General features: G+C 66.3%; 22 protein-coding genes. 17 read left to right on the plus strand and 5 right to left on the minus strand.

What is annotated here, in order from left to right:
* Positions 1-32: 32 nt before the first annotated feature.
* The 7 genes from pstS (at position 33) to L0D17_RS08270 (ending at position 6,738) form a co-directional block, all read left to right on the plus strand.
* Complete coding sequence (gene pstS, locus L0D17_RS08240) at positions 33-1,106, plus strand: phosphate ABC transporter substrate-binding protein PstS (protein WP_243094757.1); 1,074 nt, start codon at positions 33-35, stop codon at positions 1,104-1,106.
* Positions 1,107-1,170: 64 nt separating this feature from the next.
* The gene (gene pstC, locus L0D17_RS08245; RefSeq protein ID WP_243028767.1) at positions 1,171-2,118 is read left to right on the plus strand and encodes a phosphate ABC transporter permease subunit PstC; all 948 of its coding nucleotides are present in this window, start codon (positions 1,171-1,173) and stop codon (positions 2,116-2,118) included.
* On the plus strand, positions 2,118-2,984 hold the full coding sequence (gene pstA, locus L0D17_RS08250) for a phosphate ABC transporter permease PstA (protein WP_243094758.1): 867 nt from the start codon (positions 2,118-2,120) through the stop codon (positions 2,982-2,984). Before pstC ends, pstA begins: the two co-directional genes overlap by 1 nt.
* Positions 2,985-3,782: a phosphate ABC transporter ATP-binding protein PstB gene (pstB, locus tag L0D17_RS08255; RefSeq protein WP_243094759.1), complete on the plus strand. Its 798-nt coding sequence runs from the start codon at positions 2,985-2,987 to the stop codon at positions 3,780-3,782. It abuts the gene before it with no gap.
* 9 nt (positions 3,783-3,791) lie between these two features.
* Positions 3,792-4,964: an MFS transporter gene (locus L0D17_RS08260; protein WP_243094760.1), complete on the plus strand. Its 1,173-nt coding sequence runs from the start codon at positions 3,792-3,794 to the stop codon at positions 4,962-4,964.
* On the plus strand, positions 4,964-5,995 hold the full coding sequence (gene recF / locus L0D17_RS08265) for a DNA replication/repair protein RecF (RefSeq protein WP_243094761.1): 1,032 nt from the start codon (positions 4,964-4,966) through the stop codon (positions 5,993-5,995). The genes L0D17_RS08260 and recF overlap by 1 nt, the downstream gene beginning before the upstream one ends.
* Complete coding sequence (locus tag L0D17_RS08270; RefSeq protein ID WP_243094762.1) at positions 5,980-6,738, plus strand: DciA family protein; 759 nt, start codon at positions 5,980-5,982, stop codon at positions 6,736-6,738. The genes recF and L0D17_RS08270 overlap by 16 nt, the downstream gene beginning before the upstream one ends.
* Here L0D17_RS08270 and L0D17_RS08275 read toward each other — a convergent pair.
* Entirely contained in the window at positions 6,724-7,704 is a 981-nt protein-coding gene (locus L0D17_RS08275) for an asparaginase (RefSeq protein WP_243094763.1), read from the minus strand. The two genes, L0D17_RS08270 and L0D17_RS08275, sit on opposite strands and share 15 nt — an antisense overlap.
* Entirely contained in the window at positions 7,701-7,976 is a 276-nt protein-coding gene (locus tag L0D17_RS08280) for a DUF309 domain-containing protein (protein WP_243094764.1), read from the minus strand. The genes L0D17_RS08275 and L0D17_RS08280 overlap by 4 nt, the downstream gene beginning before the upstream one ends.
* 35 nt (positions 7,977-8,011) lie before the next feature.
* Here L0D17_RS08280 and L0D17_RS08285 point away from each other — a divergent pair, with 35 nt between their 5' ends.
* Genes L0D17_RS08285 through L0D17_RS08295 form a run of 3 tightly spaced genes read left to right on the plus strand, consistent with a single transcriptional unit; the run spans position 8,012 to position 10,108 of the window.
* A complete protein-coding gene (locus L0D17_RS08285; protein WP_243094765.1) occupies positions 8,012-8,809 on the plus strand; it encodes an ABC transporter substrate-binding protein in 798 nt (265 codons plus the stop codon).
* The gene (locus tag L0D17_RS08290; RefSeq protein WP_039454936.1) at positions 8,796-9,431 is read left to right on the plus strand and encodes an ABC transporter permease; all 636 of its coding nucleotides are present in this window, start codon (positions 8,796-8,798) and stop codon (positions 9,429-9,431) included. Before L0D17_RS08285 ends, L0D17_RS08290 begins: the two co-directional genes overlap by 14 nt.
* A complete protein-coding gene (locus L0D17_RS08295) occupies positions 9,428-10,108 on the plus strand; it encodes an ATP-binding cassette domain-containing protein (protein WP_243094766.1) in 681 nt (226 codons plus the stop codon). Before L0D17_RS08290 ends, L0D17_RS08295 begins: the two co-directional genes overlap by 4 nt.
* Here L0D17_RS08295 and L0D17_RS08300 read toward each other — a convergent pair.
* Positions 10,105-10,554, minus strand: coding sequence for a tRNA (cytidine(34)-2'-O)-methyltransferase (locus tag L0D17_RS08300; RefSeq protein WP_243094767.1), 450 nt, complete (start codon positions 10,552-10,554; stop codon positions 10,105-10,107). The two genes, L0D17_RS08295 and L0D17_RS08300, sit on opposite strands and share 4 nt — an antisense overlap.
* The gene (locus L0D17_RS08305) at positions 10,554-12,089 is read right to left on the minus strand and encodes an ATP-binding protein (protein ID WP_243094768.1); all 1,536 of its coding nucleotides are present in this window, start codon (positions 12,087-12,089) and stop codon (positions 10,554-10,556) included. The genes L0D17_RS08300 and L0D17_RS08305 overlap by 1 nt, the downstream gene beginning before the upstream one ends.
* 211 nt (positions 12,090-12,300) lie before the next feature.
* Between L0D17_RS08305 and L0D17_RS08310 the strand changes: the two genes are divergently transcribed.
* The 7 genes from L0D17_RS08310 to rlmN are packed head-to-tail and all read left to right on the plus strand — an operon-like array spanning position 12,301 to position 17,373.
* Positions 12,301-13,638 (plus strand): ammonium transporter, encoded by a 1,338-nt coding sequence (locus L0D17_RS08310; RefSeq protein ID WP_243094769.1) that lies wholly within the window; start codon positions 12,301-12,303, stop codon positions 13,636-13,638.
* Entirely contained in the window at positions 13,635-13,985 is a 351-nt protein-coding gene (locus L0D17_RS08315) for a P-II family nitrogen regulator (RefSeq protein WP_039454925.1), read from the plus strand. Before L0D17_RS08310 ends, L0D17_RS08315 begins: the two co-directional genes overlap by 4 nt.
* A gap of 4 nt (positions 13,986-13,989) precedes the next feature.
* Positions 13,990-14,892, plus strand: coding sequence for an HrcA family transcriptional regulator (locus L0D17_RS08320; protein ID WP_243094770.1), 903 nt, complete (start codon positions 13,990-13,992; stop codon positions 14,890-14,892).
* The gene (locus tag L0D17_RS08325; RefSeq protein WP_039454921.1) at positions 14,882-15,553 is read left to right on the plus strand and encodes a molybdenum cofactor biosynthesis protein; all 672 of its coding nucleotides are present in this window, start codon (positions 14,882-14,884) and stop codon (positions 15,551-15,553) included. Before L0D17_RS08320 ends, L0D17_RS08325 begins: the two co-directional genes overlap by 11 nt.
* The gene (locus L0D17_RS08330; protein WP_039454918.1) at positions 15,550-15,774 is read left to right on the plus strand and encodes a hypothetical protein; all 225 of its coding nucleotides are present in this window, start codon (positions 15,550-15,552) and stop codon (positions 15,772-15,774) included. The genes L0D17_RS08325 and L0D17_RS08330 overlap by 4 nt, the downstream gene beginning before the upstream one ends.
* A gap of 13 nt (positions 15,775-15,787) precedes the next feature.
* Positions 15,788-16,327: a Uma2 family endonuclease gene (locus L0D17_RS08335; protein ID WP_039454916.1), complete on the plus strand. Its 540-nt coding sequence runs from the start codon at positions 15,788-15,790 to the stop codon at positions 16,325-16,327.
* Positions 16,324-17,373 (plus strand): dual-specificity RNA methyltransferase RlmN, encoded by a 1,050-nt coding sequence (rlmN, locus tag L0D17_RS08340; protein ID WP_243094771.1) that lies wholly within the window; start codon positions 16,324-16,326, stop codon positions 17,371-17,373. The genes L0D17_RS08335 and rlmN overlap by 4 nt, the downstream gene beginning before the upstream one ends.
* On the opposite strand, the gene L0D17_RS08345 is transcribed toward rlmN, so the two are convergent.
* Positions 17,342-18,505 carry an acyl-CoA dehydrogenase family protein gene (locus tag L0D17_RS08345; RefSeq protein ID WP_243094772.1) on the minus strand — a complete coding sequence of 388 codons (1,164 nt, stop codon included), beginning with the start codon at positions 18,503-18,505 and terminating at the stop codon, positions 17,342-17,344. The two genes, rlmN and L0D17_RS08345, sit on opposite strands and share 32 nt — an antisense overlap.
* Positions 18,506-18,516: the final 11 nt, after the last annotated feature.

The following is an 18,516-nucleotide window of genomic DNA, read 5'->3' on the forward strand; positions in this document are numbered from 1 at the left end:
ACAACCCCCATAGTAGGGCTGGGAGGTTTGAGATGCGAAAGCTAGCGGTCCTAGGAATCTTGGCTTTGGTAGGCTCGGCAGTGGCCCAAGGCACCGTAACCCTGGTGGGAGCAGGGTCCACCTTCGCTTATCCCATATTGGCTAAATACGGGGATGAGTACACCCGCCTCACGGAGGGGAAGGTGCGCATCAACTACCAGTCCATCGGTTCCGGTGGCGGTATCCGCCAGTTTCTGGAGCAAACGGTGCACTTTGGCGCCAGCGATGCTCCCCTTTCCGACGAGATAATGAAGGACGTGCGGACCCGTTTTAAAACCAACGCCCTTAACATCGGCTATGCCCTGGGAGCCGTGGTGCCAGCCTATAACCTGCCCGGGGTACGGGAAACCCTTCGTTTCTCCGGCCCGGTGCTCGCGGACATCTTCCTGGGCAAGATCAAGACCTGGAATGACCCTGCCCTGCAGGCGTTGAACCCCCAGGTGAAGCTTCCCCCCCTGCCCATCACCGTGGTGCACCGCTCCGACGGGTCGGGCACCACCTACGTCTGGGTGGACTACCTTTCCAAGGTTTCCTCCGAATGGGCCAGCAAGGTGGGGAGGGGCACCAGCGTCCAGTGGCCGGTGGGCATAGGAGGCAAGGGCAATGAGGGGGTAGCTGGAGCGGTGAAGCAGACCCCTGGCGCCATCGGTTACGTGGAAGTCACTTACGCTAAGCAGAACAACCTAAGCTACGGGGCTGTCCAGAATAAGTCAGGGCGCTTCATCCTGGCAGACCTGGCCTCCATCAAGGCTGCCGCCAACGTGCCCCTCCCTGGGGACATGCGGGTCTCCATCACCGACACCCAGGCTCCTGACGGCTATCCCATCGCCAGCTTCACCTACATGCTGCTTTACGAAGACCTCTCCGCTAACAAGGCGGTGAAGAACGAAGCTGAGGCCCGTGCCCTGGTGGAGTTCGTGAAGTGGGTCCTCACTGAGGGGCAAAAGTACAACGAGCCCCTCACCTACGGGGCCTTGGCTTCGGTGCCCCAGCAACGGGCCCTATCCCTCCTTTCCCGGGCGACCTACGGGGGTAAGCCCATCGGGAAGGAGATCGTAGGGCGCTAGGCTTCCAATGGGGAAAGGGGTGGCCTTTCTGCGGGCCACCCCTTATCTTGAAAAGGGGTTGTCCATGAAGCGGCTTTACACCCATTTCGGCGACCGCGCCTTTGCCGGGACCCTGCTCCTTTTGGCCTTGGGAGTGGCCGTTCTGGCCGTTCTCATGGCCTTTGAGCTTTACCAAGGGGGAAGCTTGGCCCTAAGCCGCTTTGGCCTTTGGGGGTTTGCCCTTGGCAGCCAATGGGACCCGGTAATCCAAAAGTCCTTTGGTGCGTGGCCCTATATTTTGGGAACGGTCCTTGTAAGCCTCTCTGCCCTTCTCCTTTCCTTCTTTCCCGCCTTGGCCACCGCCATCTTTGCCGCCGAGTACGCCCCTAGGTGGCTAGCCCAGATCATCAACTTCCTGCTGGACCTCATGGCAGCGGTGCCCAGCGTGGTGTATGGGCTTTGGGGCATCTTCGTCCTGGCCCCTTGGATCCGGGACCAGGTGCAGCTTCCCCTCTACCTGTGGGCCGCGGAGAAAGCCCCTTGGCTTCTCCCCCTCCTGGGAAATCCCACGGGCTATGGGCTTATGACCGCGATCCTGATCCTGGCCTCCATGATCATCCCTTTCACCGCGGCCTTAGCCCGGGACGCCATCGCCCTGGTACCTCGGGAGCACAGGGAAGCAGCCTACGCCTTGGGTGCCACCCGCTGGGAAGTCATGCGCATGGCCATCCTGCCCCTGGCCCGTGGAGGCATTATCGCCGGCGCCTTTCTCGCCTTAGCCCGAGCCATAGGTGAAACCATGGCGGTGACCATGGTTATCGGCAACTCCCACAAGCTTCCCTACACCCTCTTCGGTGGAGCAGCCACCATGCCCAGCGTCATCGCCAACGAGTTCACCGAAGCCGTTGAGGACCTCCACCTCTCCGCCCTTATAGCCGTAGGCTTCCTGCTTTTTTGGGTTTCCATGGCGGTTAACTTCATCGCCGCCTACCTCCTGAGACGCCAAGAACGCCTGGTCAAAGGGGTGATGTGATGCTTCCTGCTGGTCAAGTACGAAGACCGGAAAAGGAACTGGCCCTTAGAGCCCGCTACCGCAAAGAACGCTTCATGATGATTTTGGTGGGCCTAGGCACCGGCCTAGCTTTCCTGGTCCTCTTCCTGGTCATAGCCTACGCCTTGGCCCAAGGGGCAGGTGCCCTCAACCTGGATTTTTTCCTTAAGGACATGCATCCGCCGGGGGAAACCGGCGGTGGCTTAAGGCAGGCTATTGTGGGAACCCTGATCGTGGACGGGCTAGGGCTCCTCATCGCCTTACCCTTTGGCCTGGCAGCGGGAATTCTTTTGGCGGAGTACCCCGATCACCCGGTAAATCCCTTCCTGAGGCTCCTCTCCGATACCCTAAACGGGATGCCGGCCATTCTTTTTGGTCTTCTGGCCTTTGTCCTTCTCGTCAAGCCCATGGGGGGGTTCTCCGGCCTATCCGGCAGTTTCGCCCTGGGCTTCCTCATGATCCCCATCCTGGCCAGAAGTACCGAGGGGGTGCTTAGCCTAGTACCCAAGGAGATCCGGGAAGCAGGGCTGGCCTTAGGCCTTCCCCGCTGGCGCGTGATCCTTTCCCTTGTCCTGCCCACCGCCCGGGCTGGACTCATCACCGGGGTGCTCTTGGCCTTCGCCCGGGCGGCAGGAGAGGCAGCTCCGCTCCTCTTTACCGCTTTCGGTAGCCCTCTTTTGGAGCTCAACCTCCTTAAGCCCATGGATACCCTTCCCTTGCGACTATTTGCCTTTGCCATAAGCCCCTATGATGACTGGCACCGCCAGGCCTGGGCGGCAGGGCTAGTGCTCTTTGGGCTGATTACCCTGACCAGCCTGCTGGCACGGTGGGCCTCGAGGAGGATCTAAATGTTCCAGGACATCAAGGAAAAGGAAGCCGTAAGCGTGCACATGGAATCCAGGAGCCTAGTGGTCCGCTACGGGAACCGCGTGGGCGTAGGGGTTGGAAATGGGGTAAACCTCCCCATTTACCGGCACCAGATCACAGCCCTCATCGGGCCCTCAGGATGCGGCAAGACCACTTTTTTGCGCGCCCTGAACCGGATGCATGACCTAACCCCCATCGCCCGGGTGGAAGGAGAGGTGCTTTTGGATGGGAAAAACATCTACGCTCCCGGGGTGGACCCGGTACTGATACGCCGGCGGGTGGGGATGGTTTTCCAAAAGCCCACGGCCTTTCCCACCATGTCCATCTACGATAACGTGGCAGCGGGACTGAAGCTGGTAGGTATAAGGGACAAGCGCCGTCTGGACGAGGCTGTGGAACGGGCGCTCCGGGGAGCCGCTTTGTGGGATGAGGTGAAAGACCGCCTCCGGGCTCCGGCCAGCGGCCTATCCGGTGGGCAGCAACAACGCCTCACCATTGCCCGCGCCTTGGCGGTGGAGCCTGAGGTGCTCCTCATGGACGAACCCACCGCCAGCCTGGATCCCATCTCCACCCAGGCTATAGAGGACCTCCTTCTCTCATTGAAGGAGCAGGTGACCATCGTCATCGTAACCCATAACATGCAGCAGGCAGCCCGCGTTTCCAACTACACCGCCTTCTTTCTCAACGGGGAAATGGTGGAATTCGGTCCCACGGAAGCCATCTTCACCAAACCGCGGGATCCTCGCACGGAAGCCTACGTTACCGGCCGTTTCGGCTAAACTTAGGGCATGCCCCCTATCGGACTCCTTTTCCTCACCCTTTTCAACAGCATCCTAGGGCTTTCCATCCTCTTTCCCATCTTGGGGCCCCTGGGGCGGGAGCTTGGGCTCACCGAGGTCCAGGTGGGCCTTTTCTCCACCGGCTATGCCCTCATGCAGTTTCTCCTTTCCCCCTTATGGGGAAGGCTTAGCGAGCGCGGGCGCAAGCCCATCCTCCTTTTGGGCATCCTGGGCTTTGGCATCAGCTTCCTGCTCTTTGGCCTGTTTGCCCTTCTGGGGCAAAAGGGGTTCTTCTCCCCCGGCCTCCTCTTCCTCCTCCTTCTCCTAACCCGGCTTCTGGGCGGGGCCTTTAGCTCCGCCACCCTGCCCACGGCCCAGGCCTACGTGGCGGACGTCACGGGCAGGGAAAACCGCACCGCCGGCATGGCCCTTTTGGGGGCGGCCTTTGGCCTGGCGGTGATCCTGGGGCCGGCCTTGGGGGCGGGGCTCGCCGCGGTTTTTGGGCTCTTGGCCCCGGTCTTCTTCGCTAGCGGCCTGGCCCTTTTCAACGCCCTCTTCGTGGCCCTGGTCCTGCCCGAGTCCCGCCCCCAAGGGGAAGCGCCCAAAGGGCGGCTTTCCCCATGGGACGGGAGGGTTTTCCCGCTTTTGCTCTTGGGCTTCGCCCTGAGCCTTTCCAGCGTGGCCCTGGAGCAGACCATCGCCTTTTACTTCCAGGACCGCTTGGGCCTGGGTGGGGTGGAAACCGCCCGCAAGGTGGGGATGGCCTTGGTGCTCTACGGGCTTGTGGCGGTCTTCATCCAGGGGGTTTTGGTGCGGAAGCTCGCTTGGCCCCCAAGGACGCTCCTCCTTTTGGGGCTTCCCGTGGGGATTTTGGGGTTTTCCCTATTGGCGGTGGCCCACACCTTTCCCCTCCTCGCTCTAGGCCTTGCCCTGCAGGGGGCGGGGGCGGCCCTGGCGGGACCGGGGGTGACCGCGGCCCTTTCCCTGGCGGTGGGGGAGGGGGAGCAGGGGCTCGTGGCGGGGTTAAATAGCGCCGCCCAGGCCCTGGGGCGGATGCTTGGGCCCATTTTAGGCACCGGGCTATACCGCACGGCCCCCGAGGCCCCTTACCTCCTTGGGGCGGGGCTTTTGGGGCTTTCCCTTCTCCTCCTCCCCGCCCTCTTCCGGCGGGTAAAGCTCTGATGCGCCTTCTCCTCCTTCGGCAGAAGAACTTCCGCAACCTGGCCTTTTCCGCCTTCCGGCCGCCCCAGGGCCTCTTCGCCCTGGTGGGGGGAAACGCCCAGGGGAAGACGGGGCTTCTTTGGGGCATCCACCTCGTGCTCGGGGGGGAGGTGCGGGCCACCTTGGGGGACCTGGTGCGCTTTGGGGAGGAGGAGGCCTGGCTCTTCGCCGAGGTGGAAACCGAGCTGGGGGTCTTCCGGGTGGAGCAGCGCCTTACCCCCGAGGGAAGGATGGTTTTCCTGAACGAGAAAGCCGTGAGCCTGAAGGCGCTTTGGGAGCTTCCCGGCTCGGTGCTGGTTTCCCCCGAGGACGTGGAGGTGGTCCTGGGAGCCAAGGAGGAGCGTCGGGGCTTCCTGGACCGGCTCATCGGGCGCTTTTCCCGCCGCTACACCGCCCTCCTTTCCGCCTACGAGAAGGCCCTGAGGCAGCGGAACGCCCTGCTTAAGGCGGGGGGGGAGGGCCTTCAGGCCTGGGACCGGGAGCTCGCCCGCTACGGGGAGGAGATCATGGCCTTGCGGCGCCGTTTTGTGCGGCGTTTTCTGCCCACTTTCCAGGAGGTGCACCGAAGCCTGGCTTCCCTCGAGGCGGGCCTTACCCTGGAGGAAACGGTGCGGGGGAACTTCCTGGAGGCGCTGGCCGAGCGGCGGGAAGAGGAGCGTGAGCGGGGGCAGACCCTGGTGGGCCCCCACCGGGACGACCTCGTCTTCCTCCTGGCGGGCCGCCCCGCCCACCGCTTCGCCAGCCGGGGGGAGGCCAAGGCCCTGGCCCTGGCCCTGCGGCTAGCGGAGCACCGCCTCCTTTGGGAGCACCACGGGGAGGCGCCCCTCCTCCTGGTGGACGAGTGGAGCGAGGAGCTGGACGAGGCGCGAAGGCGGGCGGTCCTGGCCTACGCCCAAGGGCTTCCCCAGGCGGTTTTGGCGGGGCTTTGGGCCCCGGAAGGCGTCCTTGTGTGCACCATGGAAGGAGGGGTGGTGCTATGCCCTGGCGGCTAAAGGACCTGGTGCCCGAGGCCCTGAAGAAGGCGGGGGGCAAGGAAAAGCTCCGGCGCGGGCTTGTGCTCGCCGCCTGGAAGGAGGTGGTGGGCAAAGAGCTCGCCCGGCTCACGGAGGCGGTGGGCCTGGAGGGGGGCACGCTGCTGGTGCGGGTGGCCGACCCCCTCACCGCCCACCACCTCGCCTATAGCCGCCTCGCCCTCCTCCGCCGCTACCAGGAGCGCTTTCCCGGGGTGGTGGAGGAAATCCGCTTCCTGGTGGGGCCCTTGGAAACCCCGCCCCCGCCTCCCCCCAAGCCCCCGGAAAACCCCGAGGCGGCGCGCCAGGCCATCAGGCTGGCCCAAGAAGCCCCGCCCGAGCTTCGGGAAAAGGTGGCCCGGGCCGCCTTGGCCCTCTTCGCCCACCAGACGGGAAGCCCCTGCCCCATTTGCGGCGCCCCGAGCGAACGCCACCCCTGCCCCACCTGCCGCCGCCTCCTGGAAAGCCCCGCCGTGCGTAAGGAGGCGGAAAGGCTACGCCGGGGGCAGGCCGCCCGGCTGGAAGGGGAAGCGCTCCTCGTGGCGCGGCATCTGGCCCGGGAACGGCTTTTGGCCGAAATGCGGGAGCTTTACCCCGAGGCCCTGCGGGAAAGGAGCCTTATCCCCTTGCTCCAAGACTTAGCCCAGCGCCATAAGACCCTTTTCCCGGAGGAGCCTTTACCCGAAGGCGTACAAAGCCTCCTCCGCCGGTCAGAGCCAGGTTAAGGCCAGATGGGCCTCGAGGCGGCCCACCACCAGGCCCCGGTGGTTTCGGATCTCAGGGCGGTCCCAGGGGGTGGGACCGGGGTCCAGGCCCAAGGCCCGGAGGAGGGCCACCACCAGCACCTCCCGGGCCTGGGTAGCCCCGTCCTCCACCTTGAGGGCGACACCCAAAGGCCCCTTGGGGCTTTCCAAAAGGGCCAGGCCATAGTAGCCGTCCGCCCCCCGCTTGGCCACCACCGGAAGCCGCTCCATGAGCCAGGTGTCAATGCTTCCGGGCCCCGCCACCAGGTGGGGGTGGCGGCGCATGGCCTCCCGCACCTTCCTCAAAGGCTCCACATACCCTTCGGGGGCCTCTTCCGGGGCCGCCAAAAAATAAAAGGCTCGCGCCGCCCGGGAAAGGGGCAGGGCGAAGGTGGGAACGCTGCAGCCGTCGGTGGCGTAAAGGGGCTCGGTCCCCGAAAGGTCTTTAAGGGTTTTGCGGTTCAGAAGCTGCACCGGGTGGTCGGGCAGGTGGTAGCCCTCCGGAAGCGCCCCCATGGCCAAGGCGGCGGCCAGCATGCCGGCGTGCTTGCCCGAGCAGTTGTGGTGGAGGGGGGTTGGGGAAAGCCCTGCCCCTTCCAGAGCCTTCCGGGCCTCCCTGGAAAAGGGAGGGTGGACCCCGCAGACCAGGTGCTCCGGACCCAGGCCGAGCCTGGCGAGAAAGCGGGCGGCCACCGCCACGTGGGCCTCGGTGCCGTCGTGGCTCGCCGTGGCCAAGGCCACCTCCTCCTCCCCAAGGCCGAAGCGCTCCACGGCCCCCGTGAGGTAAAGGGCCAAAGCCTGGAAGGGCTTAGCGGAGGAGCGCATGTAGGCCCAAAGGCCCGGCTCCCCAGCATAGGCCAAAACCCCTTCCCGGCCGAAGACCACCAGGGAAGCTCGGTGGCGGTTTTCCACAAGCCCGCCGCGATAGGCGTAAACCCAAGCGTTCACGCCCCAAGTCTACGCCGGGCCTCCGCCAAAAGCGCCTGCCAGTCCACGCCCCTATAGGGGTTTGGCAGGCCCTTTAGCCGGGCTTCCGCCTTCTTGAGGTTTCTTTGGCCGCTTTTGCCCAAGGACCTTTGGTGCAGGGCGGCGGCGAGGAGGATAAGCCCTTGGAGAAAGCGTTTTTCTTCCCCTTCTGCCCGAAGCCAGGCCGCTTCCAAAACTTCGTGCACCTCAAAGTAGCGCCCCTCCCGCCAGAGGGCCAAGGCCTCCTCCAACATCCTCCCCTCTTAAAGCTTAAACTATATTTAGGTCTATGCGACTCGGAGCCTTTCTTCTCCCCTTTTTTATCCTGGCGGTGGCCCTGCGCCTGGCCACCACCACCAGCGTCTACGATTCTGGGCTTTTGGACCAGCTTCTTCCCCCCTTCCAGAAGGCCACGGGGATCCAGGTGGAGGTCTTGGCGGTGGGCACGGGCCAAGCCCTGACCTTGGCGGCCCGCGGGGACGTGGATGCCGTCTTGGTCCACGCCCCGGACCTCGAGGCGGAGGCGGTGCGGCAAGGCCACCTGGCCGAAGGGTTCTGCCTAGCGCAAAACCGTTTCCTCCTGGTGGGGCCACCGGAAGACCCCGCCCGGGTGCGGGAAGCCCCCACCGTCCTGGAGGCCCTGCGGCAGATCGCCAAGACCCAAGCCCCCTTCGTTTCCCGGGGGGACCGCTCGGGCACCCACGTCAAGGAACTCGCCCTCTGGAAGGAGGCAGGCGTCACCCCGACCCCCCCCTGGTACCTGGAGTCGGGGGCGGGCATGGGCCAGACCTTGGTCCTGGCGGCGGAAAAAGGAGCCTACACCCTCTCCGATTTGGCCACCTACCTCACCGTGGGGAAAAAGAGGGGCCTGGTTGCCCTTTACGAACGGGGCGACCCTCTACTTATCAACCAGTACAGCTACTATGTGGCCCTCAAGGGGAAAAACCCTGAGGAGGCCAGGCGGCTTCGGGCCTTCTTGGCCTCCGAGGAGGCGGCCCGGCTCACCGCAGGCCTAAAGGTGGAGGGGCAAAGCCTTTTCCAGCCCCTCCGGGGGCGGTGTATCCTTCCTCCAGGTGGAAGCCGCTGAGCTTTGGGAGATCGCCTGGCGGAGCCTCTGGGTGGCGGGGGTGGCCACGCTCCTTGCGGCGCTCCCCGCCGTCCCCCTGGGGCTTTGGCTCGCCCTCCGGGGCGGGGGCGGGGCCTGGGGACGGATGCTCCTCTATGCGGGCATGGCCCTGCCCCCTGTGGTGGTGGGGCTTTTCCTCTACCTCCTCCTATCCCGCTCCGGGCCCTTGGGCTTCCTCGGCCTCCTCTACACCCCCTACGCCATGGTCCTGGCGGAGGCCATCCTGGCCTTCCCCCTCATCGCCGCCTTTGTCCTTTCCGGGGCCCGGGCCCGGGTGGAGGAGGTGCGCCTTTTGGTGCGGAGCCTGGGCGGCACGGAGGCCCAGGTCTTCCCCACCCTCTTTTGGGAAAGCCGCCGCACCCTGGCCGCTGCCTTGGCCGCGGGCTTTGGCGGGGCCATCAGCGAGGTGGGGGCGGCCACCCTGGTGGGTGGGGACATCCGCCACCACACCCGGGTTCTCACCACCGCCATTGTGGTGGAAACCCGCAAAGGGGAGTTGGAGGCGGCGTTGGCCTTGGGGATGGTCCTTATGGGCATTGCCCTTTTGGTCACCGGGCTTCTCGTTATCCTGGAGCGGGAATGAGGCCAGTGCTTTGGGCCAAGGGGCTTTTCCACCGCCACGGGACGTTTCGCCTGGAGGTGGAAGACCTTAAGGTCTACCCCGGGGAGATCCTGGCGGTCCTAGGCCCCTCGGGTAGCGGCAAGACCACCCTGCTCCGCCTTCTTGCGGGCCTCTTCCAACCCGAGCGAGGCCGGGTGGAGGGGGGGCGTGCCGCCTACCTGCCCCAGGCCCCGCCCCTCCTGCGGCGGAGTGTTTTGGAAAACGCCGCCTTTGGCCTCCGCCTCCAGGGCGTGGCCAAGCGGGAGGCCTGGGAGCGGGCGCGAAGGTTGTTGGCGCGTGTGGGCTTGGCGGAAAAGGCGCGCCAGCCCGCCCACCTCCTCTCGGGCGGGGAAGCGGTGCGCTTAGCCCTGGCCCGCACCCTTTTGGTGGAGCCCGAGGTCCTCCTTCTGGACGAACCCACCGCCAGCCTGGACCCGGCCAACGTCGCCCAGGTGGAGGCCCTCCTCGCCGAGGCGGCGCTGGAGGGGCGGGCGGTGATCCTCGCCACCCACGACCTCTTCCAGGCTAAGCGGCTGGCAAAGCGGGTGGTCTTCCTCTACCTGGGCCAGGTGGTGGAGGAAGGGGAGGCCAAGGCCTTCTTCCAAAACCCCAAGGACCCTAGGACCCAAGCCTTTTTGCAAGGCCGCCTCCTCCCCTAAGGGCTCTGGAGCTGGCGGTAGGCCTCGTAGGCCGCCACCCCCACGGCCACCGCCAGGTTGAGGGAGCGCACCGGCCCCGGCATGGGGATTTTGAGGGAGGGAAACTGGGCCAGCACCGCATCCGGAAGCCCCCGGGTTTCGGGTCCGAAGAGGAGGTAGTCCCCCTCCCGAAAACGGGCGTGGTAAAGGTCCTTCCCAGCCCGGGCGCTGAAGGCCCACACCCGGGCGGAAGGGGGGAGGGAGGCGAGGAAGGCCGCCCAATCGTCGTGGACCCGGAGGTCCACATGGGGCCAGTAGTCCAGCCCCGCCCGCCTGAGCTTAGGGCTGGAAAGGAGAAAGCCCAAGGGGCGGATGAGGTGCAGGGGCCACCCCAAGGCGGCGGCGGTGCGGGCGATGTTCCCCACGTTCTGGGGGATTTCCGGCTGGTAAAGGACCAGGTGGACCATCACCGCCTCCGGTACCGGGTGGCCGCACCCCGGCCCACCCGCTCCGCCCGCCCCTCGCGGAGGAGCCGGTTCAGCAAGGCCAAGGCGGCCCTAGGGCGCAGGCCCAGGTGGGCCTCCACCTCCCGCCTGGACCGGGGGGTGGCCAAAAACGCCAGGGCCCGCTCCGCCAAGGGGTCCCGCCGGGCCAGGTGGTACCGCCCCCCTTCCTTGCGCAAAAGGCCCATGCGCTCCATGCGGGCGAGCACCTTCTTGCTCGCCTCCTCGGAAAGCTGCAAGGCCCGGGCGAGCTCCGCCAAGGTGGCCTCCCCCACCCGCCTCAGGTGGCCCACGGCGATGAGGTGGTCCAGGCTGAAGGCCCCGAAGCGCTCCTGGGCCTCGGCGAGCTCCCGCACAAAGGCTTCGTCCAGTTCGGGGTTGTAGAGGATGAGGGTTAGGGCCTCGGGGTAAAGCCGGTACTCCGGGGGCTCCTTGCCGTGCTTGAGGAGGAGGCGGTACATCTTGTCCACCCCGCTTCCCGCCCGCTCCACGTAGCCCAGGCGGTACAGGGCCTCCGCCAGGCGGGGGTTGCGCCGCTTGGGGGGGTGGCGCAGGACGTTTTCCGGGGTGATGCCTGGGGGAAAGCCCCCGGGGTTGGAGATCTCCAAGCGGTCCCGGTGGTGGTGGACCTGGATGGCGTCCCTACTCTGCCAGTCCCGGTGGACCAGGGCGTTCAGGAGGGCTTCCCGGTAGACCTCCTGGTCAAAGTCCCAAACCTCTATACGGAATAGGCCCACGGTGAGGTAGCGCACCCGGTTCCGGGCCTGGATGAGGTCCCGAAGCCGCTCCAATAGGGCGGGGATGGGCCTGAGGAGGTCTTCCCGGAAGCTATACCCCTCCTCCTCCTCGTGGAAGTAGTAACTCACCTCCGCCTGGGGCAGAAGCCGCCTTAAGGCCAGGGGGGTCCCGGCCAGGAGAAGCCCCGCCACCGTGGGCCTCGCCTCCCCCTCCACCCGCTCCAAAAGCCCAAGGGCAAAGAGGAGCTCCAGATCGGGCAGGGCGGCCAAGGCGCTTCCCCGCTCCTCCAGGATGCGCCGCAGGCGCAAGACCTCCACCGGGTCCAGATCGGAAAGGCTCGCCGCTGGCAGGACCTGGGCCGTGAAGTCGGGCTCGGGCAGGGCCTGGCCCATGCGGAGCTCGGTGAGGCGCTGCCCGTTCCAAAAGGGCACCCGCCCCGCCCCCACGGCGATGGCCGCTGGGCTTTGCGGCACGTGCAGGGCCAAAACCCTTCCCATAGGCCCCTCCACCGCCTCCACGTAGGGCAAAAGAAGGCCCTGGGTGAGCTCAAAGAGGGCGTGGGTGACCTGGAGGGGGTGGATGTCCGAGGCTCCAAGGACGTTCCCCTCCCGGCTGACCCCCAGGAAAAGGGTGCCGCCCTTGTGGTTGGCCAGGCCCGCGGCGTGGCGGGCGAGCTCCTCGGGGGAAAGGTCTGGGGGCAAGAACACCGTGCGCTCGTCTTGCCCCTGCGCCAGGCGCTCAAGTAGCTCTTCCCACGTCACGGGGCCCAGTTTAGCGGGACGGGAACCGGGGGCAGGGATGCGGGATTGCATAGTGTAAAACATTCTCTTGACATATGCGCATCTTTAGATTGACATCACGCGCGTATTGGCTTTCTTTTGCGTTTCTTGTACCAAAAGTCTTGGCTAAATGTACAACTCTTACTTGACAATATGCATCCCGGGTGCTAGCCTCACCCTCGAGGGGGTGGCCATGCAAAGGCACAGGACCTTCTGGGGATTGGTGGTGATCGGGCTTTCAGGGCTGGCTTGGGCGGAAGGCGTGGACAAGGCGGCCACGGCGTGGATGCTGGTGTCCACCGCCCTGGTCCTCCTCATGACCCCGGCCTTGGCCTTCTTCTACGGGGGGCTGGTGCGCTCCAAGAACGCCTTGAACACCATGATGATGAGCTTCGCCGCCTTGGGCTTCGTGGGGGTGGGCTGGGCCCTTTTGGGCTACAGCCTGGCCTTCGCCGAGGGAAGCCCCTGGCTTGGAGGCTTGGGCCACGCCCTGCTAAGGGGCGTGGACCTGGCGGCCAAGGGGGAGATCCCCCACCTCCTCTTCATGGCCTTCCAGGGCACCTTCGCCATCATCACCGCCGCCCTCTTAACGGGAGGCTTGGTGGAACGGATGCGCTTTCCCGCCCTCCTCTTCTTCCTCACCCTGTGGGGGCTTTTGGTCTACGCCCCCTTGGCCCACTGGGTCTGGGGTGGGGGGTTTTTGGGAGCCTTGGGGGCCCTGGACTTCGCCGGGGGAACCGTGGTGCACATCAACGCCGGTATCGCCGCCTTGGTGGGGGCCTTGGTCCTGGGGTCCCGCAAGGACTACGGGCGGCAGGCCATCCTGCCGCACAACGTGCCCTTCGTCCTCCTGGGGGCGGCGCTCCTCTGGTTTGGCTGGTTCGGCTTCAACGGGGGTAGCGCCCTGGCCTCGGGGGAGGCGGCGGCCTTGGCCTTCGTCAACACCCTCTTGGCCCCCGCGGCCACCCTGGCCGTCTGGACCCTTCTAGACCTCCTGCGCACGGGCAAGGCCACGGCGGTGGGCCTGGCCACGGCCATCGTGGTGGGCCTGGTGGCCATCACCCCAGCGGCGGGCCTCATTTCGCCCCTTTCCGCCTTGCTCCTGGGGGCGGTTTCCGCCTTACCCAGCTACTTCTTCCTCCTCTACCGGCCGAGAACCCGCCTGGACGACTCCCTGGACGTCTTCGGAGCCCATGGCCTGGCGGGCATCACCGGCGCCCTCCTCACGGGGGTCCTGGCGGAAAAGGCCTGGAACGGGGTGGCGGATGGCCTCCTCTTCGGCAACCCCGCCCAGCTCGGCGTCCAGGCGTTGGCGGTCCTGGCCGCGGTGGGCTACTCCGCCTTGGGCACCTTTGTCCTCTTAAAGCTCGTGGCCCTCCTCACCCCCTTGCGGGCAAGCCCCAAGGAGGAGGGCTTGGGTCTGGACGTGACCCAACACGGGGAAGAGGCTTACGCCAGCGGGGAAGGGGCCATTCTGGTGCTCTCCGAGGCTTCCCCGCCCGCCCTCAAGCCCCTGGGAGGTAAAGCATGAAGCTCATCGTGGCCATCATCCGCCCGGAGAAGCTGGGAGAGGTCCTAGAAGCCCTCTTCCGGGCCGAGGTGCGGGGGCTTTCCCTGAGCCGGGTCCAGGGGCACGGCGGGGAAACGGAAAAGGTGGAAACCTACCGGGGCACCACGGTGAAGATGGAGCTCCACGAGAAGGTGCGCCTGGAGATCGGGGTTTCCGAACCCTTCGTCAAGCCCACGGTGGAGGCCATCCTCAAGGCGGCCCGCACCGGGGAGGTGGGGGACGGCAAGGTCTTCGTGATCCCGGTGGAGAAGGTCTACCGCATCCGCACCGGGGAAGAGGACGAGGCGGCGGTCACCCCGGTAAAATAAGGGTGTGACGGCGCGGCAGCGGGCCATCCTTCACCTCTTGGTGGAGGAATACATCAAGACCCAAGCCCCGGTGCCCTCGGCCAGGCTGGCCGAGGGGCTTGGGCTTTCCCCCGCCCTGGCCCGCTACGAGCTCATCGCCCTCGAGGAGATGGGCTACCTCACCAAGCCCCACGCCTCCGCCGGCCGCGTGCCCACCCGGCAGGGCTTCCGCCAGTACTCCCTCTCCCTCCTCCCCCCCAAACCCCTGCCCGAAAGCGTCCGGGAGCGCCTGGAGCGGGCCCTTTCTGGGGCCAAGGAGCCCGAGGCCTTCTTGGTGAAGGTGGCGGTGGGGCTTTCCGGCTACCCTGCCCTCCTGCGCCTCCGGCCCCGCAAGACCCCCAAGGTGCTCCAGGTCCACCTCTCCTCCTTGGGCGAGGGCACCTTGGCCGTCTTCGTTCTGGAGGGGGGGCGGGTAAGGGAGGCGCGGTTTCCCCTCGCTCTTTCCCCCGAGCGGCTTAGGGAGGCGGAGGCGGTCTTGGCGGGGCCCTTTTCCGAGCTCCCCCCGCCTCCCAGAGGTTTAGAAGACCTCTTCGCCCACCTGGTCCGGGCCCTAAAGGTGGGGCTTTCCCTCTCCTACCGGGAAGGGCTCGCCGAGGCCCTAAAGGAGCCCGAGGCCCAAGATCCGGGCTTTCTGGAACGCCTAGTTAGGCTCTACGAGGCCGAGGACGGGGAGGTCCTCACCCCCCCGGGCCGGGTGGACGTGCGCGTGGGGGAGGTGGAGGGGCTGGCCCAGGTGCAGGCGGGCTTCCAGAAGGGGGAGTGGCTCGGGGAGCTCACCCTCATCGGTCCCATGCGCATGCGCTACCCCGAGGCCCTCTCCGTGGCCCTGGGCCTTTCCCAGGTCTATACTGGGGGCCATGCGGGTTGAGGTGAGGCTCTTCGCCCTGTACCGGGAACGGGCGGGAACGGACCGCCTTCCCTTGGACCTGCCGGAAGGGGCCCGGGTCCAGGAGGCGAAGGAGGCTTTAGAAAGGCTTTTCCCCGGCCTTTCCCTCTCCGGGGGCATGGCGGCGGTGAACCAGGCCCTCGCCGGGGCGGAAACCCCTTTAAAAGAAGGGGACGAGGTGGCCTTTTTGCCCCCCGTGTCCGGGGGCCAGGACTCCTTCGGCCTCACCCAGGGCCCCTTGGACCTAAAGGCCCTGGTGGACTGGGCCACGGCCCCCGAGTACGGGGCGGTGGTGAGCTTCCTGGGCACCACCCGGAGCCCCAACCGGGGGGAGGAGGTGGCCTACCTAGAGTACGAGGCCTACCCGGGGATGGCGGAAAAGGTCATGGCCCAGGTGGTCGCCGAGATGCGGGAGCGGTGGCCCTTGGGCCGGGTGGCCCTCTGGCACCGCCTGGGCCGGGTGGGCCCGGGGGAAGCCTCCATCGCCATCGTGGTCTCGGCCCGGCACCGCAAGGAGGCCTTCGCCGCCTGCCAGTACGCCATTGACCGGGTGAAGGAGATCCTCCCCGTCTGGAAAAAAGAGTACCGCCAGGACGGGAGCTTCTGGGTGGAGGGCTCCGCCCCGGAGGAGCACCGCCTTTGACCTCCTTCACCCTCCTGGCGGGCTTTCTCCTCCTCGTCCTCTTCGCCCTTCCCCTCCTCCTGGGCTTCTTGGCGGGGAGGGCCTTCCGGGAAGGAAGGGGCCGGGTGGGGCTTGGTCTTCTCCTCTTTGGTGGCTTCCTGGGCCTTCTGGCCAGGCCCAGGCCCTTGGGACTCCTCCTCCTTCTGGTTGGGCTCCTTTTGGGCTACGGCCGCCTCCGCTAGCTATAATGGGGGGATGACCGAGCGGGCCCTGCACCCCCTCACCGAGGAGGAGTACCTGGCCCTGGAGGAAGAGAGCCCCATCCGGCATGAACTCCTGGGGGGCTACCCCTACGCCATGGCCGGGGCCAGCCTGGACCACAACCTCATCGTCACCAATCTGGTAGCCCTTCTAAAGCCGCTGGCCCGGGCCAAGGGCTGCAGGGTCTATAGCGAAACCGCCCGGCTTAAGCTTTCCGAAGACACTTTCTACTACCCGGACGTCATGGTGGTGTGCGGCCCCAAAGCCCACCCCCTTTACGAGACCGCCCCCTGCCTGGTTGTGGAGGTGCTCTCCCGGGGCACGGAAGCCCAAGACAAAAGGGAAAAGCGCTCCCGCTACCTCAGCCTGCCAAGCCTCCAGGGTTACCTGATCCTGGAAAGCGAGGGACGGGGAGGTGTCCTCTACCGAAGAACCCCGGAGGGTTTCCGGGAAGAAACCCTCAAGGAGGCCTTCACCCTTCCTTGCTTGGAGGGAACCCTCGGCCTCGAGGCCATCTACGAGGGAGTCGCATGAAGCCAATCCTAGAATTATCCCCGGAAGAACTCCCCGGCGAGGGATTTCGCAAGGCCCAGATCGCCCACTGGCTTTATGCCCGGGGCGTGCGGGACTTCGCCGAGATGACGGACCTGCCCAAAGCCCTGCGGGAAGCCTTGGCCCAGGCGTGGCGCATCTCGGAGTTCTCCCTGGTGGAGGCCTACCCGAGCAAGGACGGGAGCGTCAAGTATCTCTTCACCCTCCTGGACGGCAAGAAGACCGAGGCGGTCTACATGCCCTACCCCAACCGCAAGACCGTCTGCCTTTCCAGCATGGTGGGCTGCCCCGCCGGGTGCACCTTCTGCGCCACCGGGGCCTTGGGCTTTGGCCGCAACCTCACCGCGGCGGAAATTCTGGACCAACTCCTCGCCATCGCCCACCACCAGGGCATCTCCCCCCGGGAGATCCGCAACGTGGTCCTCATGGGTATGGGGGAACCCCTCTTAAACCTCGCCCAGGTCCTGAAGGCGGTGCGGGTCATGCTCCACCCCAAAGGCCTCGCCATGAGCCCGAGGCGCATCACCCTCTCCACCGTGGGCATCCCCCGGGGGATTTACCGCCTGGCGGAGGAGGACCTGGGAATACGGCTCGCCCTCTCCCTCCACGCCCCCGACGACGAGACGCGGCGGAAGATCATCCCCACGGCCCACCGCTACCCCATAGCCGAGATCATGGAGGCGGTGCGCCACTACTACGCCAAGACCAAGCGGCGGGTGACCTTTGAATACACCCTTCTTAAGGGCATCAACGACCACCCCTGGCAGGCGCGGCTTCTGGCCAGGCTCCTCAAGGGAATCAGCGCCCACGTGAACCTCATCCCCTTTAACCCTTGGGAAGGGGCCCCGGTGGAGGGGACGCCCAAGGCGGGGATTTTGGCCTTCGCCGAGGAGCTAAAGCGCCTGGGGGTGCCCACCTCCATCCGCTTCAGCCGCGGGCAGGACGTGGGGGCGGCCTGCGGACAGCTCGCCCTCAAGGCCCCCCAGTCCCTCACCTTCACACCGCTTCTAGAAGACGCCGGGCGATGACGAGCTTCAAGATCTCGCTCGTCCCCTCGCCGATGCGGGTGAGGCGGGCGTCCCGCCAGTAGCGTTCCACGGGGTAGTCCTTGATGTAGCCGTAGCCCCCAAGAACCTGGATGGCCTCGTCGCAGGCCCGCACCGCCACCTCGCTGGCGAAGAGCTTGGCCTGGGCGGCCTCGAGGGCAAAGGGCCGCCCGGCATCCTTGAGGGCCGCCGCCTTGAGGTAAAGAAGCCGCGCCGCCTCCAGCTCCGTGGCCGCCTCCGCCAGCTTGAAGGACACCCCCTCGTACTCGGCAATGGGCCGGCCGAAGGCCTCCCGCTCCTTGGCGTACCTCAGGGCGTAGTCCAGGGCGGCCCGCCCCAAACCCACGGCCATGGCGGCGATGCCGATCCGCCCCCCGTCCAGGACCCGGAGGACATCGTAAAAGCCCTTCCCCCTTTCCCCTAAAAGCCCCTCCCCGGGCACAAACAGGTCTTCCAGAAGGAGTTGGGCCGTGTCCGAGGCGTTTAGGCCGAGCTTCTCCTCCTTGCGGCCCACCCTTAGGCCCTTCTCGGGGCGGAAGAAGGCGAAGGCGGAGATGCCCAGATGCTTCCTCTCCGGGCTTGGAGCGGGGTCGGTGCGGGCCATGACCACGTAGACCCCGGCCACGCTCCCCTGGGTGATGAACTGCTTGGTGCCGTTGAGGACAAAGCCCCCCTCCACCTTCCTTGCCTGCGTTTTGAGCGCCGCCGCGTCCGAACCCGAGCCGGGTTCGGTGAGGCCCCAGGCCCCAAGGAGCTCCCCCGAGGCCAGCTTGGGAAGGAAGGTCTCCTTTTGCCGCTCGTCCCCCGCCAGGAGGATGTGCCCCGTGGCCAAGGAGTTGTGGCTCGCCACGGTGAGGGCCAGGGAGCCATCGTGGTAGGCGATCTCCTCCACCATGCGGGCGAAAAGGCGGGTGGAAAGCCCCGCCCCCCCATAGGCCTCGGGCACCACCGCCCCGAAGACGCCAAAGGCCGCCATCTTCTGCACCAGGTCCCAGGGGAAAGCCCCCGTGCGGTCCCTTTCCGCCGCCCCCGGGGCCACCTCCGCCTTCAAGAACTCCCGGAAAGGCCCCAGGACCTGCCGCTCCTCCCGCGTCTCCTCAAACCAGAGCTCCATGGTGGGCCAAG

The sequence above is a fragment of the Thermus thalpophilus genome, assembly GCF_022760915.1.
Classification (GTDB): domain Bacteria; phylum Deinococcota; class Deinococci; order Deinococcales; family Thermaceae; genus Thermus; species Thermus thalpophilus.